We start from the raw sequence: 19,080 nt of genomic DNA on the forward strand, positions 1-19,080 counted from the left end.
TTGAGGTAATGCACGTGATTTCTGTCGGAATTGTTGGTGGAACGGGTTATACAGGCGTTGAACTATTACGTATTTTATTACGACATCCTAAAGCGCAGGTTCGAGTTCTTACTTCACGTACAGAAGCGGGCAAACCAGTTGCAGATATGTTCCCTAATTTACGTGGCCATACAGATCTTCAATTTTCAGATTTAAATATTGATGCATTAAAAGAATGTGATGTTGTATTTTTTGCAACTCCACACGGCGTTGCGATGCAGCATGCCAAAGAGTTGATTGCAGCTGGAACTAAAGTAATTGATTTAGCAGCAGACTTTCGCTTACAAGATCTTGAGCAGTTTGAAAAATGGTATGGTATGGAGCATGCTTGCCCTGATGTATTAAAAGATTCTGTATATGGTCTAACTGAGTTAAACCGTGAAAAAATTAAACAAGCTCAAGTTATTGGTAACCCAGGTTGCTATCCGACGACTGTTCAATTAGGTTTAGCGCCACTGTTAAAATCAGCACAAGCACTCATTGAAACAAAAAATATTATTATTGATGCGAAATCTGGTGTTTCTGGTGCTGGCCGTAAAGCAAGCTTAGGCATGATTTATAGTGAAAATGCAGATAACTTTAAAGCATATGGTGTTGCAGGTCATCGTCATCATCCGGAAATTATAGAAGCTCTAGAAAATATTGCAGGCCAAAAGGGTGGCTTTGAAGGGCTCTTGTTTGTTCCCCATTTAGTGCCAATGATTCGCGGTATGTTGAGTACAATTTATGTAGACTTAACGGAAGCGGGAAAGCAGACAGACTTACAAGCTTTATATGAAAACTTCTATGCTAATGAAAAATTTGTAGATGTCATGCCTGCAAATAGTTCACCTGAAACACGTAGTGTACGCGGTGCAAATGAGCTTCGTATTGCTTTGTATAAACCACAACCAAATAAACTGATTATTTTGGCGGCTCAAGATAACCTTGTAAAAGGTGCATCTGGTCAGGCTGTACAAAATATGAACCTTATGTTTGGCTTTAGTGAAGATGAAGGCTTACAAGGGATTGGTTTATTACCATAAAAAACTCTTTTTTGCTTCACACACATTTAAATTTCGATTTAAATGTGTGTCTTGACTCTGATCTTGAACACTGAGATGACGATGCAAAACTCTGGACAGACGACTTCAGTAGAAAGTTCGTTGCAAAAGAAAAAATTTTTAAACACCAATAAGCCTTTGTTTATTGGTGCTGCTATTTTAATGAGTGGTTGTTTTGCGCTCGGCTATACAATTGGGCACCGTCAAGGTTTAACTGTTGTTGGTTACGATGCAGATGCGGAACAATTGGTTGAAGTGGTGCAAAAGCAAAAAACAGCTTTAGATGCAGTTAACAAAAGCTTAAATGCAGCGGTGCAAGAGCGTGATGTGGCTGTGACGAATGCAAATGATTTGTTTGAAGCGCTTAATCAAGCGAACGCTGATAAGACTCAGCAAGAAGGTATGAGTAATATCTACCGTGAGATTTTGAGACAACGTGGTGGTTTAAGCTTAACGGTTCAAAATCTAGCAATTAAGCCTTTACCTGAAAATGCTTATGAATATCAGCTAGATTTAGTCCAAGTAAGTCCAAGTAAGCGCCGTGCTCTAGGATCGGTTGAAATCAGATTGATCAAAGATACAGAAGTTTTAGTCGTGCCGCTTGAAGCGAAGAACTTTAACTTTACTGATTTTGAGCGCTTAACAGGCCGTTGGACGATGCCTAAAGGTTTTACACCTCAATTTATTGAAGTGCGTTTAACAGGTGGCTCTGAAACACCAGTTATTAAACGTTTTAGTTGGCAGCGCGGAAAACCTGTCGAAACATCTTCTGCTTTCGTGGCAGAAATTCCTCAAGCTGAAGCAAATTCACAATAGTAACATCCTATGCGAACAAATAAGCGTCAAACAAACTTAAAAGATATCAAGGCTTCTTTTCAGCAGTCTGGCTATGTCGATTGGCACTTCCATCCACGCTTAAGTGATTCGCAAAACGAAGATCATGATGGAGAGGTTGTTGTACAAACAGCTCCTCCAGAACTCAAGCGTCCCCCATTATATGCAGTCGTATTAATGAATGACGATTACACTCCAATGGACTTTGTAATTGAAATTTTACAACAATACTTTGCAATGAATCTTGACCAAGCAACTCAAGTAATGCTAACAGTACACTATGAAGGTAAAGGTATTGCCGGAGTCTATCCAAGAGACATCGCGGAAACTAAGGCAAACCTTGTTAATAATTACGCTCGATCTCAAGGTCATCCATTACTTTGCCAGATTGAGCCTAAAGCATAAGGGGGTTACATGCTCAGTCGTCAATTAGAAGTATCATTACGTTTGGCTGTTAGCATGGCTCGTCAAAAGAGACATGAGTTTCTTACAGTCGAACACTTATTATTAGCACTACTCGACAACGATTCGGCCGTGAATGCATTAAAAGCATGCGGGGCTGATATAGTTTCTTTGCGTAAAGAATTAGAAGAATATGTAGAACAACATACTCCTAAGCTTGGCGAAAATAGCGAGCAAGCTCCACATCCTACAGAAAGTTTTGACCGCATTCTGCAACGTGCTATTTTCCACGTGCAATCAAGTGGCGGCGATCGTACTGTTGAAGGTGCGGATGTTTTGGTTGCAATGTATTCAGAGCGTGATTCTTTTGCTGTATATTTACTTAAACGTCATCAAATTAATCGTTTGACATTAACTCAATACTTGTCTCATGGGACACGTAAAGACGAAGTGCAAGTTGAAGAAGAAGTTGAAGATATTGAAGGTGAAACTAGCACAGGTAATGCAGGACCATTAGAACTTTATACGTTAAACCTAAACGTTGAAGCGCAAAAAGGCAAAACTGATCCACTGATTGGTCGTGAAAAAGAAATTGAGCGTACAGCACAAATTCTATGCCGCCGTCGTAAAAATAACCCATTACTTGTGGGTGATCCCGGCGTTGGTAAAACCTCGATTGCTGAAGGTTTAGCATGGTTAATTGTGAATGGTAAGGCGCCTAAACCTTTAAGTCAGGCTGAAATTTATAGTCTAGACATTGGTGCATTGGTTGCTGGAACCAAATATCGTGGTGACTTTGAAAAACGTTTAAAACAACTGCTTAATGCATTGAAGAAAAATCCAAATGCGATTTTATTCATTGATGAGATTCATATGATCATTGGTGCAGGCTCAAGTATGGGCAGTACAATGGATGCTTCAAATCTCATTAAGCCAGCTTTAGCTAATGGTACTTTACGTTGTATTGGTTCAACGACTTTCCAAGAATATCGTCAGGTTTTTGAAAAAGACCATGCGTTATCACGTCGTTTCCAAAAAATTGATGTCAATGAGCCAAGTATTTCGGAAACGATTGATATTTTACGTGGATTGAAAACTAAGTTTGAAGATTTCCACCACGTACAATATGACGATAAGGCTTTGGTATCAGCTGTAGAACTTTCTGCTAAGTTCATTAATGATCGTTTCTTGCCAGATAAGGCAATTGATGTCATTGATGAAGCAGGTGCTCAACGCCGTTTGAAAGCTGAAAGTGATGATAGCTTGATTACCGTAGAGAATATCGAAGATATCGTTTCTAAGATTGCTCGTATTCCACCAAAAACTGTGTCTAAAGATGATAAGTCAGTGCTTGAAAATCTTGAGCGTGACTTGAAACGTGTGGTGTTTGGTCAAGACGAAGCAATTACTGCATTAGGTTCAGCGATCAAGTTATCTCGTGCTGGATTAAAATCACCAGATAAACCAGTAGGTAGTTTTGTTTTTGCTGGCCCAACTGGTGTTGGTAAAACTGAGGTTACTAAGCAGTTGGCGAAATTATTGGGTGTAGAGCTTGTACGTTTCGATATGTCTGAATATATGGAACGTCATGCAGTTTCACGCTTAATTGGTGCACCTCCAGGGTATGTGGGTTATGACCAAGGTGGTTTGCTTACTGATGCGATTCATAAAAATCCGCATTGTGTCTTGTTGCTTGATGAAATTGAGAAAGCACATCCGGATGTGTTTAATCTATTGCTACAAATCATGGATCATGGTGCGTTGACGGATAACAATGGACGTAAGTCAGACTTTAGAAATGTGATTATCGTTCTGACTACGAATATTGGCGCGGAAAGTATTTCTCGCGCGAGCATTGGTTTCACGGAACAAGATCATAGTTCTGATAACCAAGAAGCGATGAAACGTGCTTTCTCTCCAGAGTTCCGTAACCGTCTAGATGGTGTTATTCAATTCAAAGCATTACCAACTACTGTGATTGAGTCTGTAGTCGACAAATTCTTAACAGAACTACAAGCGCAATTGGATGAAAAACAAGTTGTTCTTGATGTCGATCAAAGTGCACGAGATTGGTTAGCTACAAATGGTTATGATCGTTTGATGGGTGCCCGTCCAATGCAACGTCTCATTCAAGAGCACTTAAAGAAACCACTCGCTGAAATGATTCTGTTTGGTGAACTTGCAGATCATGGTGGTAATGTAGCTGTATCAGTGAAAAAAGAAGATGGTAAAGCTGTCGGCTTGAAACTTGAAGTTTTTGAAGATCATCATACGGCAGAACCAGCATAACTTATGTTAATTGATAGTCTTGCTATAACCCGAATACTGAGTGTATTTGGGTTATTTATTATCACAGCAATTGCTGAAATTCTTGGTTGTTATTTTCCTTATCTGATTTTAAAAGAGGGTAAGTCAGCTTGGCTGTGGCTACCTACGGTCTTAAGTCTGGCTATCTTTGTATGGCTGCTGACCCTACATCCCGCTGCTTCTGGGCGCATTTATGCTGCATATGGTGGTATCTACATTTTTACTGCGCTCATGTGGCTACGCTTTGTTGATCAGGTGGGATTAACAAGATGGGATATATTAGGTGGTCTAATTGTGCTTTGTGGAGCTGGTTTAATTATTTTGCAACCTCAAGGGTTGATTCGTTAATGCATCATTGAATCAAATCTTAAGCGAGAAAATAAGAAGTTTTTTTCAAAAAAAAGACTTGTCAAACTCATCAACAATGCGTATTTTAGATTTAAGGAACATTTTTTAATATTTGAGATAAAGATGTTAAATCAATCTGTGAACACTAACGCTTATTATTACTTTTGGCAATTTATATAGTTGCCTGAGCGTATTCGGGCATGAGAAAGTTGCCCATCACAGTTAATACCTGATCGGCAACCCCGATCAGGTTTTTTTATGCTTTATCTTTTTAGAATCGAGGAACTTAAAATGAACAACATGACTTATTCGTACTTTAGCAACTTTTATTGGTTTTACTTTTGCTTACCTTTACCAACGAATAGATCCAAAATGCTCAAATAAATGATCGGACTGAGTAGATTGCAGTCCCAAGGAAAAAACCAATGAATGCCCTAAATACTTTACTGACTCAAACCAATACAAAAGAAACACCAGTTAGTTTACCTATCCAGTTAAAAGCGAAATACCCGCTTGCACACACTTTCGCACGTCAAATTGCCGAACATCGCCAAATTATTCAAAATATTCTTAACGGCAACGATCATCGTCTAATGGTAATTACAGGGCCTTGTTCAATTCATGATCCAGTTGCAGTACTTGAATACGCTGAAAAACTGCAAAAATTACAAGAAAAAGTAAAAGATCAGATTTTCATCGTAATGCGCACATACATTGAAAAACCACGTACCACAGTTGGTTGGAAGGGGTTCATGTATGATCCAAATTTAGATGGTTCATCAAATTTACAACTTGGTTTAGAAAAATCTCGTGAACTCTACCTAAAAATCATTGAAAAGGGTTTGCCAATTGCGAGTGAAATTTTAAGTCCAATGGCAACTGGCTATTTTGATGATTTATTGGCTTGGGGTGCAATTGGGGCTCGCACAAGCGAATCTCAGATTCACCGTGAAATTTCAAGTCATATGCCATACAGTATTGGTTTCAAGAATGGTACTGATGGTTCTATTCAGATTGCACTAGATGCGATTCAGTCCGCGCAAAATGAACATCAATTTTTAGGAATGAATCAACAAGGCTTACCTTCAGTGATTCAGAGTGCTGGGAATCCATTACCGCACCTGATCTTGCGTGGTGCAAATCATGGACCAAATTACGATTTGGCTTCAATTCAGGCGATTCGCGAAAAATATAAACAAAATCTACCTGCTCTGGTGATTGATTGTAGTCATGGTAATAGTGGTAAAGATCCATTGCGTCAGCCGGAAGTTTTACAGAAAATCGTTGCTGAACGTTTAAAAACACAAGTTCGAGGTGTCATGATTGAAAGTCATTTGGTTGATGGTAACCAAAAGATTTCTTGTGATATGACTTATGGCCAGTCAGTAACTGATGGTTGTTTAGGGTGGGAAAAAACAGAACAACTTTTGTTAAATGTTTCGGAGCAATTAAAAGCGAAAGAGTTAGCTCATTCCGCTTAATTATTTTTAGATTTAAAAAAGGGATCTGTAAATAGATCCCTTTATTTTTAAGAAGCATGTTTGAGTTCGGATAAGAATGTATTGATTTCATGTCCAAACTTTTTTGGCTCGGTTAATAAAGGTGTATGGCCTGAGCGTTCAAAATATATTGCTTTTGCATGTTCAACACTATGTGCAATCAGTGTCTGCCCAGTTTCTGGATAAAGTGTCGAATTACGACCAATAAAGAAAGTGGTAGGACATGCTAACTGCTGAATTGCTTCGCGATAATCTTCATTGTGATAAAGATAATTTTCGACATACCAAAACAAGTAATCTAAACGTTGAATAGGTAATAAATATTTTTGTAAAAAAGGCTGTTTTAAAGCTGTTTTAAAAACTAGTGGACTAAATGGATTGCTACTTTGTAACTCAATAAAATCTACCCAAAGACGAACGAGTTGTTGTCGATCTGGAAGAGATAGTTCATAAAGATATTTGGCGTTTTTATGCTTTAACAATAATTGATAAATATCATTTAATAATTGTTTGAACTGGGTGTGAAGAGTGCCGAATAAACCATATTCCCAAGTCGAATCTACTGATATTTTTGGTGTTTGATCAATATGTAAATAGGCTTTTAACTGCGGTGCCAGTTGTGCATGTTTCATGCCATGCATAGCAGTTGTCGCACCCATTGAATAACCCATTAAGATAAAGTTATCGAGTTTTAATTGATCTATTAAATGAGCAACATCTTGCCAGTGACTAGAAATTGCATCTTTCTCGGGAATTGCACAATTTTTTGAACCACCGAAACCACGCCAGTCTGGAATAATAAATTCATATTCTTTACGATTTGCATAGATAAATGGTAGCCACTGCCAACTTTGCATACCAAGGCCTGATAAAACTAAAACAGGCTCACCACGACCAACACGGCGTACAAATAAATTTTCCTGATCGGGCATGGTGTAATACGGCATGGCTATTCTCCAGATGGGTTATCTTGGGCAAAGCGTTTTAATTGAGGGATGACTTGTTCCAACCATTTGATCCATTCACTTTCCATCGTAATTCCAAGTTCTAAGATCATTTTGTGGATGTATAACACACGGTCATTTAGATCATCACTGTCTTTAAAATCTTTATCATAAATACTTTGATAAAGTTTGAGCTTCTCTTGATGTAAACCAAGATGCCTTAACAGTTCAGGTAATATCTGATTATTGCTCAATTGTGCTTCTGCACGCAATCTAACCATTAAATCATCACGAAGCTGCGCAGGTTCACTTTGTTGAGTCATCCATGAAGCCAGTTCGATCCGTCCCAGTTGTTCGACCTGATAGGTTTTTTTACGGCCATTATCCATTTCATTTTCTAAAGTGGAAACCCAGCCTTTTTTAAGCATGTTATTGAGTTCACGATAAATTTGCTGGTGAGTGGCATTCCAGAAAAAGCCCATTGAGCGGTCAAAGCGGCGGGCAAGTTCAAACCCTGTACTTGGACGTTCAAGCAAGCTGGTCAATAAAACATGAGGAAGTGACATGGCAATCCAGTTTGTAAGCAAAAGTAAAGTGTGACTCATGAGATTATGCAACATGTTGCATAAAAGTCAAAATTTGATTATAAATTTATGCAACAAGTTGCATTAGCAAGCTTATTGCTAGCCATAGGAGAAAATATGTCAGCTTATCCACATTTATTAAAGCCACTTGATTTAGGCTTTACTACTTTAAAAAATCGTGTGCTTATGGGGTCGATGCACATTGGATTAGAAGAAGCACCGCAAGGATATGAGCGCATGGCTGCGTTTTATGCTGAGCGTGCGAAAGGTGATGTGGGGTTAATTGTAACTGGCGGTGTTTCTCCAAATGATGATGGTGTTGTATTTAGCCACGGGACCAAACTAGATACAGTTGAAGAAGCTGAAAAACATAAAGTGATTACCCAAGCTGTCCATGAAGCTGGGGGTAAAATTGCTATGCAGATTTTACATACGGGTCGTTATTCTTATCAGGCAAATAACGTTGCACCTTCAGCAATTCAAGCACCGATTAACCCGATTAAGCCTAAAGCTTTAAGTTCTGCCGAAGTGCAACAAACCATTGATGACTTTGCTAACTGCGCCAAACTTGCTCAGTATGCGGGCTATGATGGCGTAGAAATCATGGGCTCTGAAGGTTATTTAATTAATGAGTTTATTGCAGCGCGTACGAATCATCGTGATGATGAATGGGGTGGTAGTTACGAAAATCGTATCCGCTTTCCAATTGAAATTGTAAAGCGCACACGGGCTTTAGTTGGTGAAAATTTTATCATCATTTATCGTCTGTCGATGCTTGATTTAGTTGAAGGTGGTTCAAGTTTTGATGAAGTGATTCAGCTTGCAAAAGAAATTGAAAAAGCAGGTGCAACAATTATCAATACAGGTATTGGCTGGCATGAGGCACGTATTCCTACAATTGCAACCAAAGTTCCTCGTGCTGCATTTACTTGGGTGACTGAAAAACTTAAAGGTGAAGTTTCTATTCCTTTAATTACTTCTAACCGAATTAATACGCCTGAAATGGCTGAACATGTATTGGCATCTGGTCATGCTGATATGGTGTCTATGGCACGCCCAATGTTAGCGGATGCTGAATTTGTCTTGAAAGCAAGTGAAGGTCGTAGTGATGAAATTAATACTTGTATTGGATGTAACCAAGCTTGTTTAGATCATATTTTCTCAATGAAAATTGCAACTTGTTTAGTCAATCCTCGTGCGTGTTATGAAACTGAGCTGATTTTTAAAGAAGCTCAGGTTAAAAAGAATATCGCTGTGATTGGCGCGGGTCCAGCAGGGCTGAGTTTTGCAGTATATGCAGCCGATCGCGGGCATCAAGTTAAAGTGTTTGAGGCAAGTCATCAAATTGGTGGCCAATTTAATATTGCAAAAACAGTTCCTGGTAAAGAAGAGTTTTACGAAACATTACGCTACTTTAGCCGTCAAATTGAATTGCGCCCAAACATTGAACTTGTACTAAATCATCAAGCGACTTATGACGAATTAAGCCAAGCAAATTTTGATGAAATTGTAGTTGCAACAGGCGTGACGCCTCGTCAATTACAATTTGAGGGAATTGATCATCCTAAAGTACTGAGCTATTTACAAGTTCTAAAAGAGCGTGTACCAGTAGGACAACGTGTTGCCATTATTGGCGCAGGTGGTATTGGTTTCGACACAGCTGAATATCTTACTCACGAAGGTGAAAGTGGCAGCTTAAATCCAGAAAAGTTCTATGAAGAGTGGGGAATCGATACTCAATATGAACATGTGGGTGGCTTAAAGCAGCCAAAAGTTGAGGCATCTGAACGAGAAATTTATTTATTGCAACGTAAAACTGCTGCTGTAGGCGCTGGTTTAGGTAAAACAACAGGCTGGATTCATCGCACAGGACTAAAAAATCGTCAGGTCAAAATGTTTGCAGGTGTGCAATACGACAAGGTAGATGATCAAGGTTTACATATAACTGTAGACGGGAAACCAAGTGTGCTTGAGGTAGATCATGTTGTGATTTGCGCAGGCCAAGAGTCATTTACTGCAATGTATGAAAAATTAAAAGAAGATGGAAAAAATGTTCATTTAATTGGTGGTGCTAAAGAGGCGGGAGAACTAGATGCAAAACGTGCAATACGCCAAGGCGCTGAATTAGCAGCGACACTATAAATTTTTATGGGCATTTCTTTTAAAGAGAAATGCCCGTTACTTCTTTGGTTAAATTATAGGATATAAAAATAATGACACTTGAAACTACAAAACAGTCTTTAGAAAAATGGCATGAAATGGTTCAGGCTGGGAACTTGTCTGATCTAAATGACTTGCTGGCGGATGAGGTGGTTTTTCGCTCACCAGTTGCTTACAAACCTTATGAAGGAAAGCAGGTTGTTTTCTTCATTCTTACCAATGTGATTCAGGTGTTCGAAAACTTTACCTATCATCGTGAGTTCTATACAGAAGACGGTGAAAATGTAGTGCTTGAGTTCAGTGCCAATGTTAGTGGCAAATCATTAAAAGGTATCGATATGATTCGTTTTAATAAACAAGGCAAAATTGTTGATTTTGAAGTAATGATTCGTCCAATGAGTGGCTTAGCTGCGCTGGCTGAACAAATGGGTATAAGAATTGCTAAGTTTCAACCACAATAATTTTAGTAAATAGCCTAAGTAAGATAGAGATCAATAAAATGTGGTTAAAGCTTTCAACTCTAGCATTGCTTCCTATACTATTTGTACAGGGAACAAAAGTTCGTAAGAATACACCACGCTTGCTAGAAGCCAGTGGCGAAAGAGAAGGCATCGTTGGCAAGGGAAGACCTCTATCATTACTTATTTTAGGGGACTCTGCCGCAGCTGGTGTGGGGGTAGAAACTCAAAAAGATGCTTTATCTGGTGCAATTATTTCTGAGTTGCAAGATCAATATTCGATAAGCTGGAAACTGCATGCAAAAACAGGTGATACAACTAAGCAAGTTTTTCAAGCAGTACAGCATTTAGAGCAACAAAATTACGATGTCGTGGTTACTTCGATTGGTGTTAACGATGTAACAAAACTAACCTCAGCAAGTTCATGGATAAAACAGCAAAAACAATTATTTCAATATATACAGGGACATTTTAAGCCTAAGCTCATTATTGTTTCTGGTGTTCCACCAATGCAGCATTTTCCAGCTTTACCAAATCCATTGGCTTGGTTGTTTGGAAAATATGCGGAACAAATGAATCAGACACTAAATAAATGGTTAGAATCACAAAACCAATTTATATTCATTCAATATGATATTGAGCATTTTCGGGCAATGAATTTGCCTATGGCAAGTGATGGCTTTCATCCGAGTAAAGAAATTTATGCAATTTGGGGACAGCAGGTTGCAGCATTAGTGCGGCAATCATTTAACTCATAATCAGAGGTAGTGATTGGAAATGGGCATATCTACTTTAAATAAAATTAAAGCTTTCGGTTCAGAATTGTTCGATTCGGTATTAGGTGCCGAACAGCCAAAAATCTATTATGACCCAAATGGGAAAATAAAAGATATTCTCGAGAAATTGCCCCAGCTCAAGCAAAAATATCGTCCTACACCATGGTTAAGCAACAATCATGTTCATCTTTTGTATTTTGATATTATTAGAAAAAAAACCATCAAACTTGAATATGATCGTATTGATCAACTCACTATGAAAGATGGTGGTGTAACTGCAATTGCGTGGTATGGCTATCATCTTCCTCCAAATACTCCTACAGTTGTCATTATGCATACTATTACGGGAACACCTGAAAGTATGCGCGAACTTGTAAAAGATATACATCACTATACGGGATGGAGAATCGCACTATGCTTACGCCGTGGGCATGCTGGCTTACCTATGCCTGTACCACAGATCTCTCTTTTTGGGTCAACGAGCGATCTTAAAGAGCAACTTACTCATGTTCAAAACTTGTTTCCAAAGTCAGATTTATACGCCGTAGGTTCCTCTGCGGGAACAGGGTTATTGGTTCGTTATTTGGGTGAGCAAGGCGCAGATACACCATTTAAAGCTGCTTTTGCAATGTGTCCAGGCTATAACACGGAGATTGGCTTTAAAAATGTGCATCCGTTTTATAGCAAAATGATGACCAAAAAATTATTTAAATATTTTATTCATCCTTATCAAAATACATGGAATCAACTTTCTTCTATAGAAAAAGTTCTAGCGACGACAAGTCTGGAAGAGTTTGAAAAAGAATATTTTGAAATGGCTGGCTTTGAGGATTATCAAAGTTATTGCCAAGCCATTAATCCAATTTATGTATTTGAGAATGTCAAAATTCCATTGATGATTCTTAATGCTGAGGATGATCCAGTCTGTTCTATTAAGAATTTGGAACCTTACAAAGAAACGATTCAGCAAATGAGTAATATTGCGGTAATTACTACAAAAAAAGGAAGTCATTGTGGTTTTTACGAAGGTTGGAAAAGTACCTCATGGGCTGCCAAATTAATAGCAAATTATTTTATGGTTGAACATAAGCAATAACGATAACTCTGCAATAAGTTAAATAAAGCCCATTTAACAGATGGGCTTTATCATTTTGTTAGATCAAGATAAAAGCAACGTGGGATCTTTTAGACCAATTTTGATTTTCGTACTAGCAACGAGATCTTTTTCATCAGTTTGGTTGGGGTGAAAATCAAGGCGATAATAATCAAAAAATTTAGGGATCAGTGTTCTATATTGTTTATTCGCAAAACTAAAGAATTTACGCCAAGATTTGAAATTTAGAAGTTGATGATCCCGTTTCATAAGAACAAATTGATAAATTGTTGAGAAGCCCGTAATTAAAATTAAACTTAAAGTGAAGACGGTGATACGTGGGAGATATGCACTTAGCCCACTTCCATATAAATGTTGATAGAGATCAAAAGCGACAGCTTTGTGTTCGGTTTCTTCAATACTGTGCCATAACCATAAATTACGAATAGTTGAGTCTGTCATTAATTCATTAACAGATTGCATCATGCTAACCACGAGTACTGCTGTGTAATGTTCCAAACCTACTGTTACAAGCAAATTCCACTTTTTACTAAAAACTTTTTCAATACTTTTTAAAACGATACCAGTTACCTTTTCTAAAGATTGAGGATCTAATCCATGTTGCTGTGCACTCACATGAAAAGCATGATGCTCTTTAGAGTGCATTGCTTCTTGGCCAATAAAAGCACTGATTTCTCGATCTAGAATCTCGTTCGATTTTGCTTTTTCACGTAAAGCTCTTACGGAACGAACGAAATATGATTCACCTTCAGGAAATAAAGTGGATAAACCCGTAAAATAATGCGTGAAAGTTGGTTCGTTATTACACCAATAGCGAGGTGTGTTTTCAAAATTGTAGTCCATACGACGGACTGGAAATGAGGCGGGGATGCGATTTGATACAATATTCATTCTAAGCTCCAATCTTCTTTTAATTAAAGTTCCAAAAAGGAACTTGATAAAAAACTACAACGTCATATATCTATCGTCAATGCTTTTTTAGGCAGAAAAAGTAGATTGTCCTTAATTGATATCTAGGGAAACTTTAAAGATAAATAGAAAGAAAAAGTAAAATTTATGATTGAATTGATAATTTGAATAATTTTTAAAAAGCCCAAATCGATGGTTCAATTTGGGCATATGTGCGTACGAACTTAGTTTTTCAGCGCAGGGGTAGCAGCAGCAATGGCAGCGGCAACAGCGTCATCTTCACTTTGAGCTGGTTCAGCTGGCTTAGAAGGTTTTGGCTCTGCTTTTGGCTCAGGCTTAGGTTCAGGTTTTGGTTTCGGCTCTACTTTAGGTTGCTCAGAAACAGTTTGTGAACCTTGATCAGGTTGGGCAGGACGAGTTTCACGGCGAATTTCAGTTGTCGTATTCGCTGTTTCTTCGTGGTGAACTTCAACTTGCGGTGGTTCCTGAGTTTGAGCTTCTTCAGTTTGCACACTTTCTAAAGACTCAAATTTTGCAGGTTCAGCAGGTGTAGGTTCTGAAACAGCAGTTTCAACCTTTTCTTGCTCTTCTTCTTTAGGTGTTTCTTTTTTGACACATGCGGTTAACAATAGTCCAGCAGCAATTGCAGCACAGATTAAAAGTTTTTTATTTGCCATTGTCCTAAACAACATTTAATTGAGGAGCTGGCATTATAACAGCAAAAGAGAATGAAAAAATCATGTGAGATTGACCTAAATTTTTATTAAAAATGCTGATAGAATAGCCAGTTGTTTAATGATCTTTGAATTGATGCGGTTTGACTTTGCTTTATAGGGGCAGAGTACAGTAAAATTGCCAAACATTGTAGGCCGATTTCGGCTTGATTGTACGAGAAACTTAATGACCCATTTTATTTTTGTCACTGGTGGTGTAGTTTCATCGCTAGGTAAAGGTATTTCTGCTGCTTCAGTTGCTGCACTTTTGGAAGCCCGTGGCTTAAAAGTCACAATGGTTAAAATGGATCCCTACATTAATGTCGATCCAGGGACAATGAGCCCTTTCCAACATGGTGAAGTTTTTGTCACAGAGGATGGTGCCGAAACTGATCTAGACTTGGGTTATTACGAACGTTTCTTACGTCGTGCGAAAATGACCAAACTTAATAACTTTACTAGTGGTCGTGTATATCAGGACGTTTTAAATAAAGAACGTCGTGGTGACTACCTTGGTGGTACAGTTCAAGTTATTCCTCATATTACTGACAACATTAAAGAACGCGTACTTCGCGCAGGCGAAGGCTACGATGTTGCTATCGTAGAAATTGGCGGTACGGTAGGTGATATCGAATCACTTCCATTTATGGAGTCAGTTCGTCAGTTAATGGTTGAGCTTGGTCATAAAAGAACCATGCTTATGCATTTAACTTTGTTGCCATATATTAAATCTGCAGCAGAGCTTAAGACAAAACCAACTCAACACTCTGTAAAAGAGTTGCTTTCAATTGGTATTCAGCCAGATATTCTTATCTGTCGTACTGAATATGATGTGGATGTTGATACTAAACGCAAAATTGCATTGTTCACTAACGTAGAAGCACGTGCTGTAGTGGTATGTAAAGATGCGAAAACGATTTATCAAATTCCACGTACATTCTATGAACAAAACGTTGATGACTTGATCTGTGAGCGTTTTGGATTTAATGATCTTCCAGAAGCAAATCTAGAAGATTGGGACAATGTCGTCGAAGCATTACTAAATCCTGAATATACTTTACGTGTAGCTATGGTTGGTAAGTATGTTGAATTACCAGATGCTTATAAGTCTGTAAATGAAGCATTGCTACATGCAGGTATTAAAAATCGCGTAAAAGTACAAATTGATTATGTCAACGCTGAAGAACTTGAAAGCCAAGACGTATCTATTTTAAGTACAGCTGACGCAATTTTAGTTCCAGGCGGTTTCGGTGAACGTGGTACTGAAGGCAAAATGAAAGCTATTCAATACGCACGTGAAAACAAAATCCCATTCTTGGGTATTTGTTTAGGCATGCAATTGGCTGTTATTGAATACGCTCGCCATGTTGCAGGTATGCCAGAAGCTTCTTCTACAGAATTTAATCGTTCTACAAAGTATCCACTCATTGGTTTAATTACTGAATGGCTAGATGAGCGCGGTGAATTACAACAACGTAGTCTTGAGTCTGATTTAGGTGGAACTATGCGTTTAGGTGCTCAGAAATCTGAATTGGTTGAAGGCACAAAAACACGTGAAGTCTACGGTAAAGCTGAAATTACAGAGCGTCATCGTCACCGTTATGAAATGAATAACCGTTTCATCGAGTCGATTGAACAAGCTGGTATGAAGATTTCAGGTTACTCTTCAGCACAACATTTAGTTGAAACTGTAGAAATTCCTGAACATCCTTGGTTTATTGCTGTACAATTCCACCCGGAATTTACAAGTTCACCACGTGATGGACATCCATTATTTGCTAGTTTTATTGACGCTGCAAAAACACAGCATCAAAAAAGTAAATAATGCGATTTTAAATAAACTGGGAAAGTTTAAATGTCACAATTAAAACCACAAGAAGTTGTACGTTTAGGCGATATACAAATGGCAAATCATTTGCCATTTGTATTATTTGGCGGAATGAACGTACTTGAATCAAAAGATTTAGCTTTTGAAATTGCAGAAACTTATGTTGATATTTGCAAACGCTTAGATATCCCTTATGTATTTAAAGCGAGTTTCGATAAAGCAAATCGTTCGAGTCTTCATTCATTCCGTGGTCCTGGACTTGAAAAAGGTATCGAATGGTTAGGTGATATTAAAAAGCATTTTAATGTTCCTATCATTACTGATGTGCATGAGCCATATCAAGCTGCACCTGTTGCAGAAGTAGCCGATATTATTCAATTACCCGCTTTCTTAAGTCGTCAGACTGATCTCGTTGAGGCGATGGCGAAAACACAGGCTATTATTAATATTAAGAAAGCCCAGTTTTTAGCACCCCATGAAATGCGTCATATCCTGCATAAATGTTTAGAAGCAGGAAACGACAAACTTATTCTTTGTGAACGTGGTTCAGCATTTGGTTATAACAATCTTGTTGTAGATATGCTTGGCTTTGACATCATGAAAGAAATGAATGTGCCAGTTTTCTTTGACGTGACACATGCGTTGCAAACCCCTGGTGGTCGTGCTGACTCAGCAGGTGGTCGTCGTGCTCAAATTACAACTTTAGCACGCGCTGGAATGGCAACTGGCTTGGCTGGATTGTTCTTGGAAGCTCATCCAGACCCAGAACATGCAAAATGCGATGGACCTTGTGCATTACGCATGTCGCAGCTAGAGCCGTTCTTGGCACAAATAAAAGAATTGGATACTTTAGTTAAAGGATTCAAAAAGTTAGACACCCATTGAGTTGTTTTATAACCCTTACGCTGCTTTAACCGCAGCTCATATTCATTCAAAGAGGAATTGTTCATGAGCCAAATCGTTGACATTCGTGCACGTGAAATTTTGGACTCTCGTGGTAACCCAACCATCGAAGCAGACGTAATTTTAGAATCTGGGGTTGTTGGTCGTGCATGTGCACCATCTGGTGCTTCAACTGGTTCTCGTGAAGCTTTAGAACTACGTGACGGTGATAAATCACGTTACTTAGGTAAAGGCGTTCGTACAGCAGTTAACAACGTTAATACGTTGATTCGTGATGCTTTGTTGGGTAAATCAGTTTTTGAGCAAAAAGACATTGATAATACAATGATCGCGCTTGATGGTACTGAAAACAAAGAGAAATTAGGTGCTAACGCAACTTTGGCTGTGTCATTGGCTGCTGCACGTGCTGCTGCTGAAGAAAAGAAACTTCCTCTTTTCCAATACATCGCAGATCTTCGTGGTCAAACAATTTTGACAATGCCTGTACCGATGATGAACATCTTAAATGGTGGTGAGCATGCGGACAACACTGTTGATATTCAAGAGTTCATGATCGAACCTGTAGGCTTCACTTCATTTGCTGAAGCTTTACGCGCTGGTGCTGAAGTATTCCATTCTTTAAAATCAGTTTTAAAGAAACAAGGTTTGAATACTGCTGTAGGTGATGAGGGTGGTTTTGCTCCTAACTTACGTTCTAACGAAGAAGCAATTCAAATCATTTTACAAGCAATTGAATTGACTGGTTACAAAGCTGGTTCAGACATGATGCTTGCACTTGACTGCGCATCTTCAGAGTTCTACAAAAACGGTCAATACGTTTTAGAAGGCGAAGGTAATCGTGCATTTACAAGCAATCAGTTTGCAGATTACTTAGCTGGTCTTGTAAATCAATATCCAATTATCTCGATCGAAGATGGTCTTGATGAATCTGACTGGGAAGGCTGGAGCTACTTGACTTCAATCCTTGGTGATAAAATCCAATTGGTTGGTGATGACTTGTTCGTAACTAATCCTAAGATTTTACAACGTGGTATTGATGAAAAAGTTGGTAACTCAATCTTAATCAAATACAACCAGATCGGTACTTTAACTGAAACTTTAGATGCGATCTATCTTGCTAAAGCAAATGGTTATTCGACTGTAATTTCTCACCGTTCTGGTGAAACAGAAGATTCTACTATTGCTGACCTGGCAGTAGGTACAGCAGCGGGTCAAATTAAGACTGGTTCACTTTGCCGTTCTGACCGTGTTTCTAAGTACAACCAATTACTTCGTATTGAAGAATTGACTAAAGCTGCTTACCGCGGTAAAGCTGAGTTTAAAGGTTTAAACTAATCTTTAAATAAAAAGTTAAAATTAATTTTTAACATTTGAGGGTGCTATTTTCTGTTTTTAATAGGAAATAGCACCTTTTTTATTATCCTAATCGGCGTGTTTTCAAAGACTCGGCCCAACTATGATGTTTGCATCGAGTACATTCTTGATCAATTGTATTTAAAATTTTAGTTTCACCACATTTCATGCATGAATAAAAAGTATTAGGTTTAAGTATATCTGCTTTGCGGTAAGCATCAGGGAATAGTGGCAAGCCCCACTTTACATCTTCATCTTCAAAATAAAGCAGACTGAGAATACCATCGGACTCTAACAAAGCAGCTCGCACTTGCCCAAGATGCTCAACATGTTGTTGCCGCATTTCAGAGAAAAACTCATCATGAGAATATGATTGCTTTTGGAAATCTTTATAGACTACAAGACCATCTTTAACAATACAAAGTGCTTTTCCTTCTAGCAAATCTTCAATTTTTTTATGCTTTACCATGCTCCATGTAGCAAATCGATAAAGAAAAAGAATAACAACAAATACGACGAAGGCATGGGCAATAGGTATGTCTTCAGTAAACATAGGGTCGCCGGCGGCTGAACCTAAACATAAAATAATTGCGAGTTCAAAAAGGGAGAGCTGACGCACACCTCGTTTACCAGATAGTCTTAAAAAACTAATAATGATGATGAACATCACGCTACAACGAACTAAAACTTCTAAAACAAAGTTCCAAGTCGTGTCACCTATGAAAATATTAATAAAATCCATTTTTTTCTCCTTATTAAAATAGTTAGAAGAAATCCTTATAAAACTATTAACAGAGTAAAAAATAAAAAAATATAATTTTTAGGTAGTTATTGGTTAAAAACTCGAAATATATGTGACTTTTTAT

The 19,080-nt window shown here is 38.2% G+C and carries 18 protein-coding genes; 13 read left to right on the top strand and 5 right to left on the bottom strand.

Annotation, left to right across the window (positions count from 1 at the left end):
- Positions 1 to 8 precede the first annotated feature (8 nt).
- From argC to HLV59_RS08000, 6 genes are all read left to right on the top strand, one after another.
- Complete coding sequence (argC, locus tag HLV59_RS07975) at positions 9 to 1,064, top strand: N-acetyl-gamma-glutamyl-phosphate reductase (protein WP_171429695.1); 1,056 nt, start codon at positions 9 to 11, stop codon at positions 1,062 to 1,064.
- Positions 1,065 to 1,139: 75 nt separating this feature from the next.
- Entirely contained in the window at positions 1,140 to 1,898 is a 759-nt protein-coding gene (locus tag HLV59_RS07980; RefSeq protein ID WP_081173585.1) for a DUF6776 family protein, read from the top strand.
- A gap of 9 nt (positions 1,899 to 1,907) precedes the next feature.
- Positions 1,908 to 2,321, top strand: coding sequence for an ATP-dependent Clp protease adapter ClpS (gene clpS, locus HLV59_RS07985; RefSeq protein WP_002121129.1), 414 nt, complete (start codon positions 1,908 to 1,910; stop codon positions 2,319 to 2,321).
- A 9-nt stretch (positions 2,322 to 2,330) separates the two neighbouring features.
- Entirely contained in the window at positions 2,331 to 4,607 is a 2,277-nt protein-coding gene (gene clpA / locus HLV59_RS07990) for an ATP-dependent Clp protease ATP-binding subunit ClpA (protein ID WP_031948515.1), read from the top strand.
- 3 nt (positions 4,608 to 4,610) lie between these two features.
- Positions 4,611 to 4,973, top strand: coding sequence for a YnfA family protein (locus HLV59_RS07995; RefSeq protein ID WP_005069026.1), 363 nt, complete (start codon positions 4,611 to 4,613; stop codon positions 4,971 to 4,973).
- 425 nt (positions 4,974 to 5,398) lie between these two features.
- Entirely contained in the window at positions 5,399 to 6,454 is a 1,056-nt protein-coding gene (locus HLV59_RS08000; protein ID WP_171429696.1) for a 3-deoxy-7-phosphoheptulonate synthase, read from the top strand.
- Between the two features lie 47 nt (positions 6,455 to 6,501).
- Here HLV59_RS08000 and HLV59_RS08005 read toward each other — a convergent pair whose 3' ends face one another.
- Both HLV59_RS08005 and HLV59_RS08010 read right to left on the bottom strand, forming a co-directional pair.
- Positions 6,502 to 7,419 carry an alpha/beta fold hydrolase gene (locus HLV59_RS08005; RefSeq protein WP_171429697.1) on the bottom strand — a complete coding sequence of 306 codons (918 nt, stop codon included), beginning with the start codon at positions 7,417 to 7,419 and terminating at the stop codon, positions 6,502 to 6,504.
- A 2-nt stretch (positions 7,420 to 7,421) separates the two neighbouring features.
- Complete coding sequence (locus tag HLV59_RS08010; protein WP_005069032.1) at positions 7,422 to 7,982, bottom strand: PadR family transcriptional regulator; 561 nt, start codon at positions 7,980 to 7,982, stop codon at positions 7,422 to 7,424.
- Between the two features lie 135 nt (positions 7,983 to 8,117).
- Here HLV59_RS08010 and HLV59_RS08015 point away from each other — a divergent pair, with 135 nt between their 5' ends.
- The 4 genes from HLV59_RS08015 to HLV59_RS08030 all read left to right on the top strand — a co-directional run bounded on the left by HLV59_RS08015 (position 8,118) and on the right by HLV59_RS08030 (position 12,490).
- Complete coding sequence (locus HLV59_RS08015; protein WP_171429698.1) at positions 8,118 to 10,142, top strand: NADPH-dependent 2,4-dienoyl-CoA reductase; 2,025 nt, start codon at positions 8,118 to 8,120, stop codon at positions 10,140 to 10,142.
- Positions 10,143 to 10,213: 71 nt separating this feature from the next.
- Entirely contained in the window at positions 10,214 to 10,621 is a 408-nt protein-coding gene (locus HLV59_RS08020; RefSeq protein WP_057106400.1) for a nuclear transport factor 2 family protein, read from the top strand.
- Positions 10,622 to 10,659: 38 nt separating this feature from the next.
- Positions 10,660 to 11,376, top strand: coding sequence for an SGNH/GDSL hydrolase family protein (locus tag HLV59_RS08025; protein ID WP_171429699.1), 717 nt, complete (start codon positions 10,660 to 10,662; stop codon positions 11,374 to 11,376).
- 19 nt (positions 11,377 to 11,395) lie between these two features.
- On the top strand, positions 11,396 to 12,490 hold the full coding sequence (locus HLV59_RS08030; RefSeq protein ID WP_057106401.1) for a YheT family hydrolase: 1,095 nt from the start codon (positions 11,396 to 11,398) through the stop codon (positions 12,488 to 12,490).
- 63 nt (positions 12,491 to 12,553) lie between these two features.
- Here the strand turns inward: HLV59_RS08030 and HLV59_RS08035 are convergent, their stop codons facing one another.
- Positions 12,554 to 13,399: a metal-dependent hydrolase gene (locus HLV59_RS08035; RefSeq protein WP_216606766.1), complete on the bottom strand. Its 846-nt coding sequence runs from the start codon at positions 13,397 to 13,399 to the stop codon at positions 12,554 to 12,556.
- A 242-nt stretch (positions 13,400 to 13,641) separates the two neighbouring features.
- Positions 13,642 to 14,094: an internalin gene (locus HLV59_RS08040; protein WP_171429700.1), complete on the bottom strand. Its 453-nt coding sequence runs from the start codon at positions 14,092 to 14,094 to the stop codon at positions 13,642 to 13,644.
- 223 nt (positions 14,095 to 14,317) lie between these two features.
- Here HLV59_RS08040 and HLV59_RS08045 point away from each other — a divergent pair, with 223 nt between their 5' ends.
- The 3 genes from HLV59_RS08045 (at position 14,318) to eno (ending at position 18,196) form a co-directional block, all read left to right on the top strand.
- Complete coding sequence (locus tag HLV59_RS08045) at positions 14,318 to 15,955, top strand: CTP synthase (protein WP_002121060.1); 1,638 nt, start codon at positions 14,318 to 14,320, stop codon at positions 15,953 to 15,955.
- A 30-nt stretch (positions 15,956 to 15,985) separates the two neighbouring features.
- A complete protein-coding gene (gene kdsA, locus HLV59_RS08050) occupies positions 15,986 to 16,843 on the top strand; it encodes a 3-deoxy-8-phosphooctulonate synthase (protein WP_057106403.1) in 858 nt (285 codons plus the stop codon).
- A 63-nt stretch (positions 16,844 to 16,906) separates the two neighbouring features.
- Positions 16,907 to 18,196, top strand: a complete 1,290-nt coding sequence (eno, locus tag HLV59_RS08055; RefSeq protein WP_016145494.1) for a phosphopyruvate hydratase — start codon at positions 16,907 to 16,909, stop codon at positions 18,194 to 18,196.
- Positions 18,197 to 18,278: 82 nt separating this feature from the next.
- On the opposite strand, the gene HLV59_RS08060 is transcribed toward eno, so the two are convergent.
- A complete protein-coding gene (locus HLV59_RS08060) occupies positions 18,279 to 18,956 on the bottom strand; it encodes a DUF421 domain-containing protein (RefSeq protein WP_016145493.1) in 678 nt (225 codons plus the stop codon).
- Positions 18,957 to 19,080 lie beyond the last annotated feature (124 nt).

The sequence above is a fragment of the Acinetobacter lactucae genome (assembly GCF_013122135.1).
GTDB classification, from domain to species: domain Bacteria; phylum Pseudomonadota; class Gammaproteobacteria; order Pseudomonadales; family Moraxellaceae; genus Acinetobacter; species Acinetobacter lactucae.

Bases quoted from the DNA above. Each gene is read 5' to 3' on its own strand.
- argC (WP_171429695.1), top strand. From the start codon at position 9: ATGCACGTGATTTCTGTCGGAATTGTTGGTGGAACGGGTTATACAGGC.
- HLV59_RS07980 (WP_081173585.1), top strand. From the start codon at position 1,140: ATGACGATGCAAAACTCTGGACAGACGACTTCAGTAGAAAGTTCGTTG.
- clpS (WP_002121129.1), top strand. From the start codon at position 1,908: ATGCGAACAAATAAGCGTCAAACAAACTTAAAAGATATCAAGGCTTCT.
- clpA (WP_031948515.1), top strand. From the start codon at position 2,331: ATGCTCAGTCGTCAATTAGAAGTATCATTACGTTTGGCTGTTAGCATG.
- HLV59_RS07995 (WP_005069026.1), top strand. From the start codon at position 4,611: ATGTTAATTGATAGTCTTGCTATAACCCGAATACTGAGTGTATTTGGG.
- HLV59_RS08000 (WP_171429696.1), top strand. From the start codon at position 5,399: ATGAATGCCCTAAATACTTTACTGACTCAAACCAATACAAAAGAAACA.
- HLV59_RS08005 (WP_171429697.1), bottom strand. From the start codon at position 7,419: ATGCCGTATTACACCATGCCCGATCAGGAAAATTTATTTGTACGCCGT.
- HLV59_RS08010 (WP_005069032.1), bottom strand. From the start codon at position 7,982: ATGTCACTTCCTCATGTTTTATTGACCAGCTTGCTTGAACGTCCAAGT.
- HLV59_RS08015 (WP_171429698.1), top strand. From the start codon at position 8,118: ATGTCAGCTTATCCACATTTATTAAAGCCACTTGATTTAGGCTTTACT.
- HLV59_RS08020 (WP_057106400.1), top strand. From the start codon at position 10,214: ATGACACTTGAAACTACAAAACAGTCTTTAGAAAAATGGCATGAAATG.
- HLV59_RS08025 (WP_171429699.1), top strand. From the start codon at position 10,660: ATGTGGTTAAAGCTTTCAACTCTAGCATTGCTTCCTATACTATTTGTA.
- HLV59_RS08030 (WP_057106401.1), top strand. From the start codon at position 11,396: ATGGGCATATCTACTTTAAATAAAATTAAAGCTTTCGGTTCAGAATTG.
- HLV59_RS08035 (WP_216606766.1), bottom strand. From the start codon at position 13,399: ATGAATATTGTATCAAATCGCATCCCCGCCTCATTTCCAGTCCGTCGT.
- HLV59_RS08040 (WP_171429700.1), bottom strand. From the start codon at position 14,094: ATGGCAAATAAAAAACTTTTAATCTGTGCTGCAATTGCTGCTGGACTA.
- HLV59_RS08045 (WP_002121060.1), top strand. From the start codon at position 14,318: ATGACCCATTTTATTTTTGTCACTGGTGGTGTAGTTTCATCGCTAGGT.
- kdsA (WP_057106403.1), top strand. From the start codon at position 15,986: ATGTCACAATTAAAACCACAAGAAGTTGTACGTTTAGGCGATATACAA.
- eno (WP_016145494.1), top strand. From the start codon at position 16,907: ATGAGCCAAATCGTTGACATTCGTGCACGTGAAATTTTGGACTCTCGT.
- HLV59_RS08060 (WP_016145493.1), bottom strand. From the start codon at position 18,956: ATGGATTTTATTAATATTTTCATAGGTGACACGACTTGGAACTTTGTT.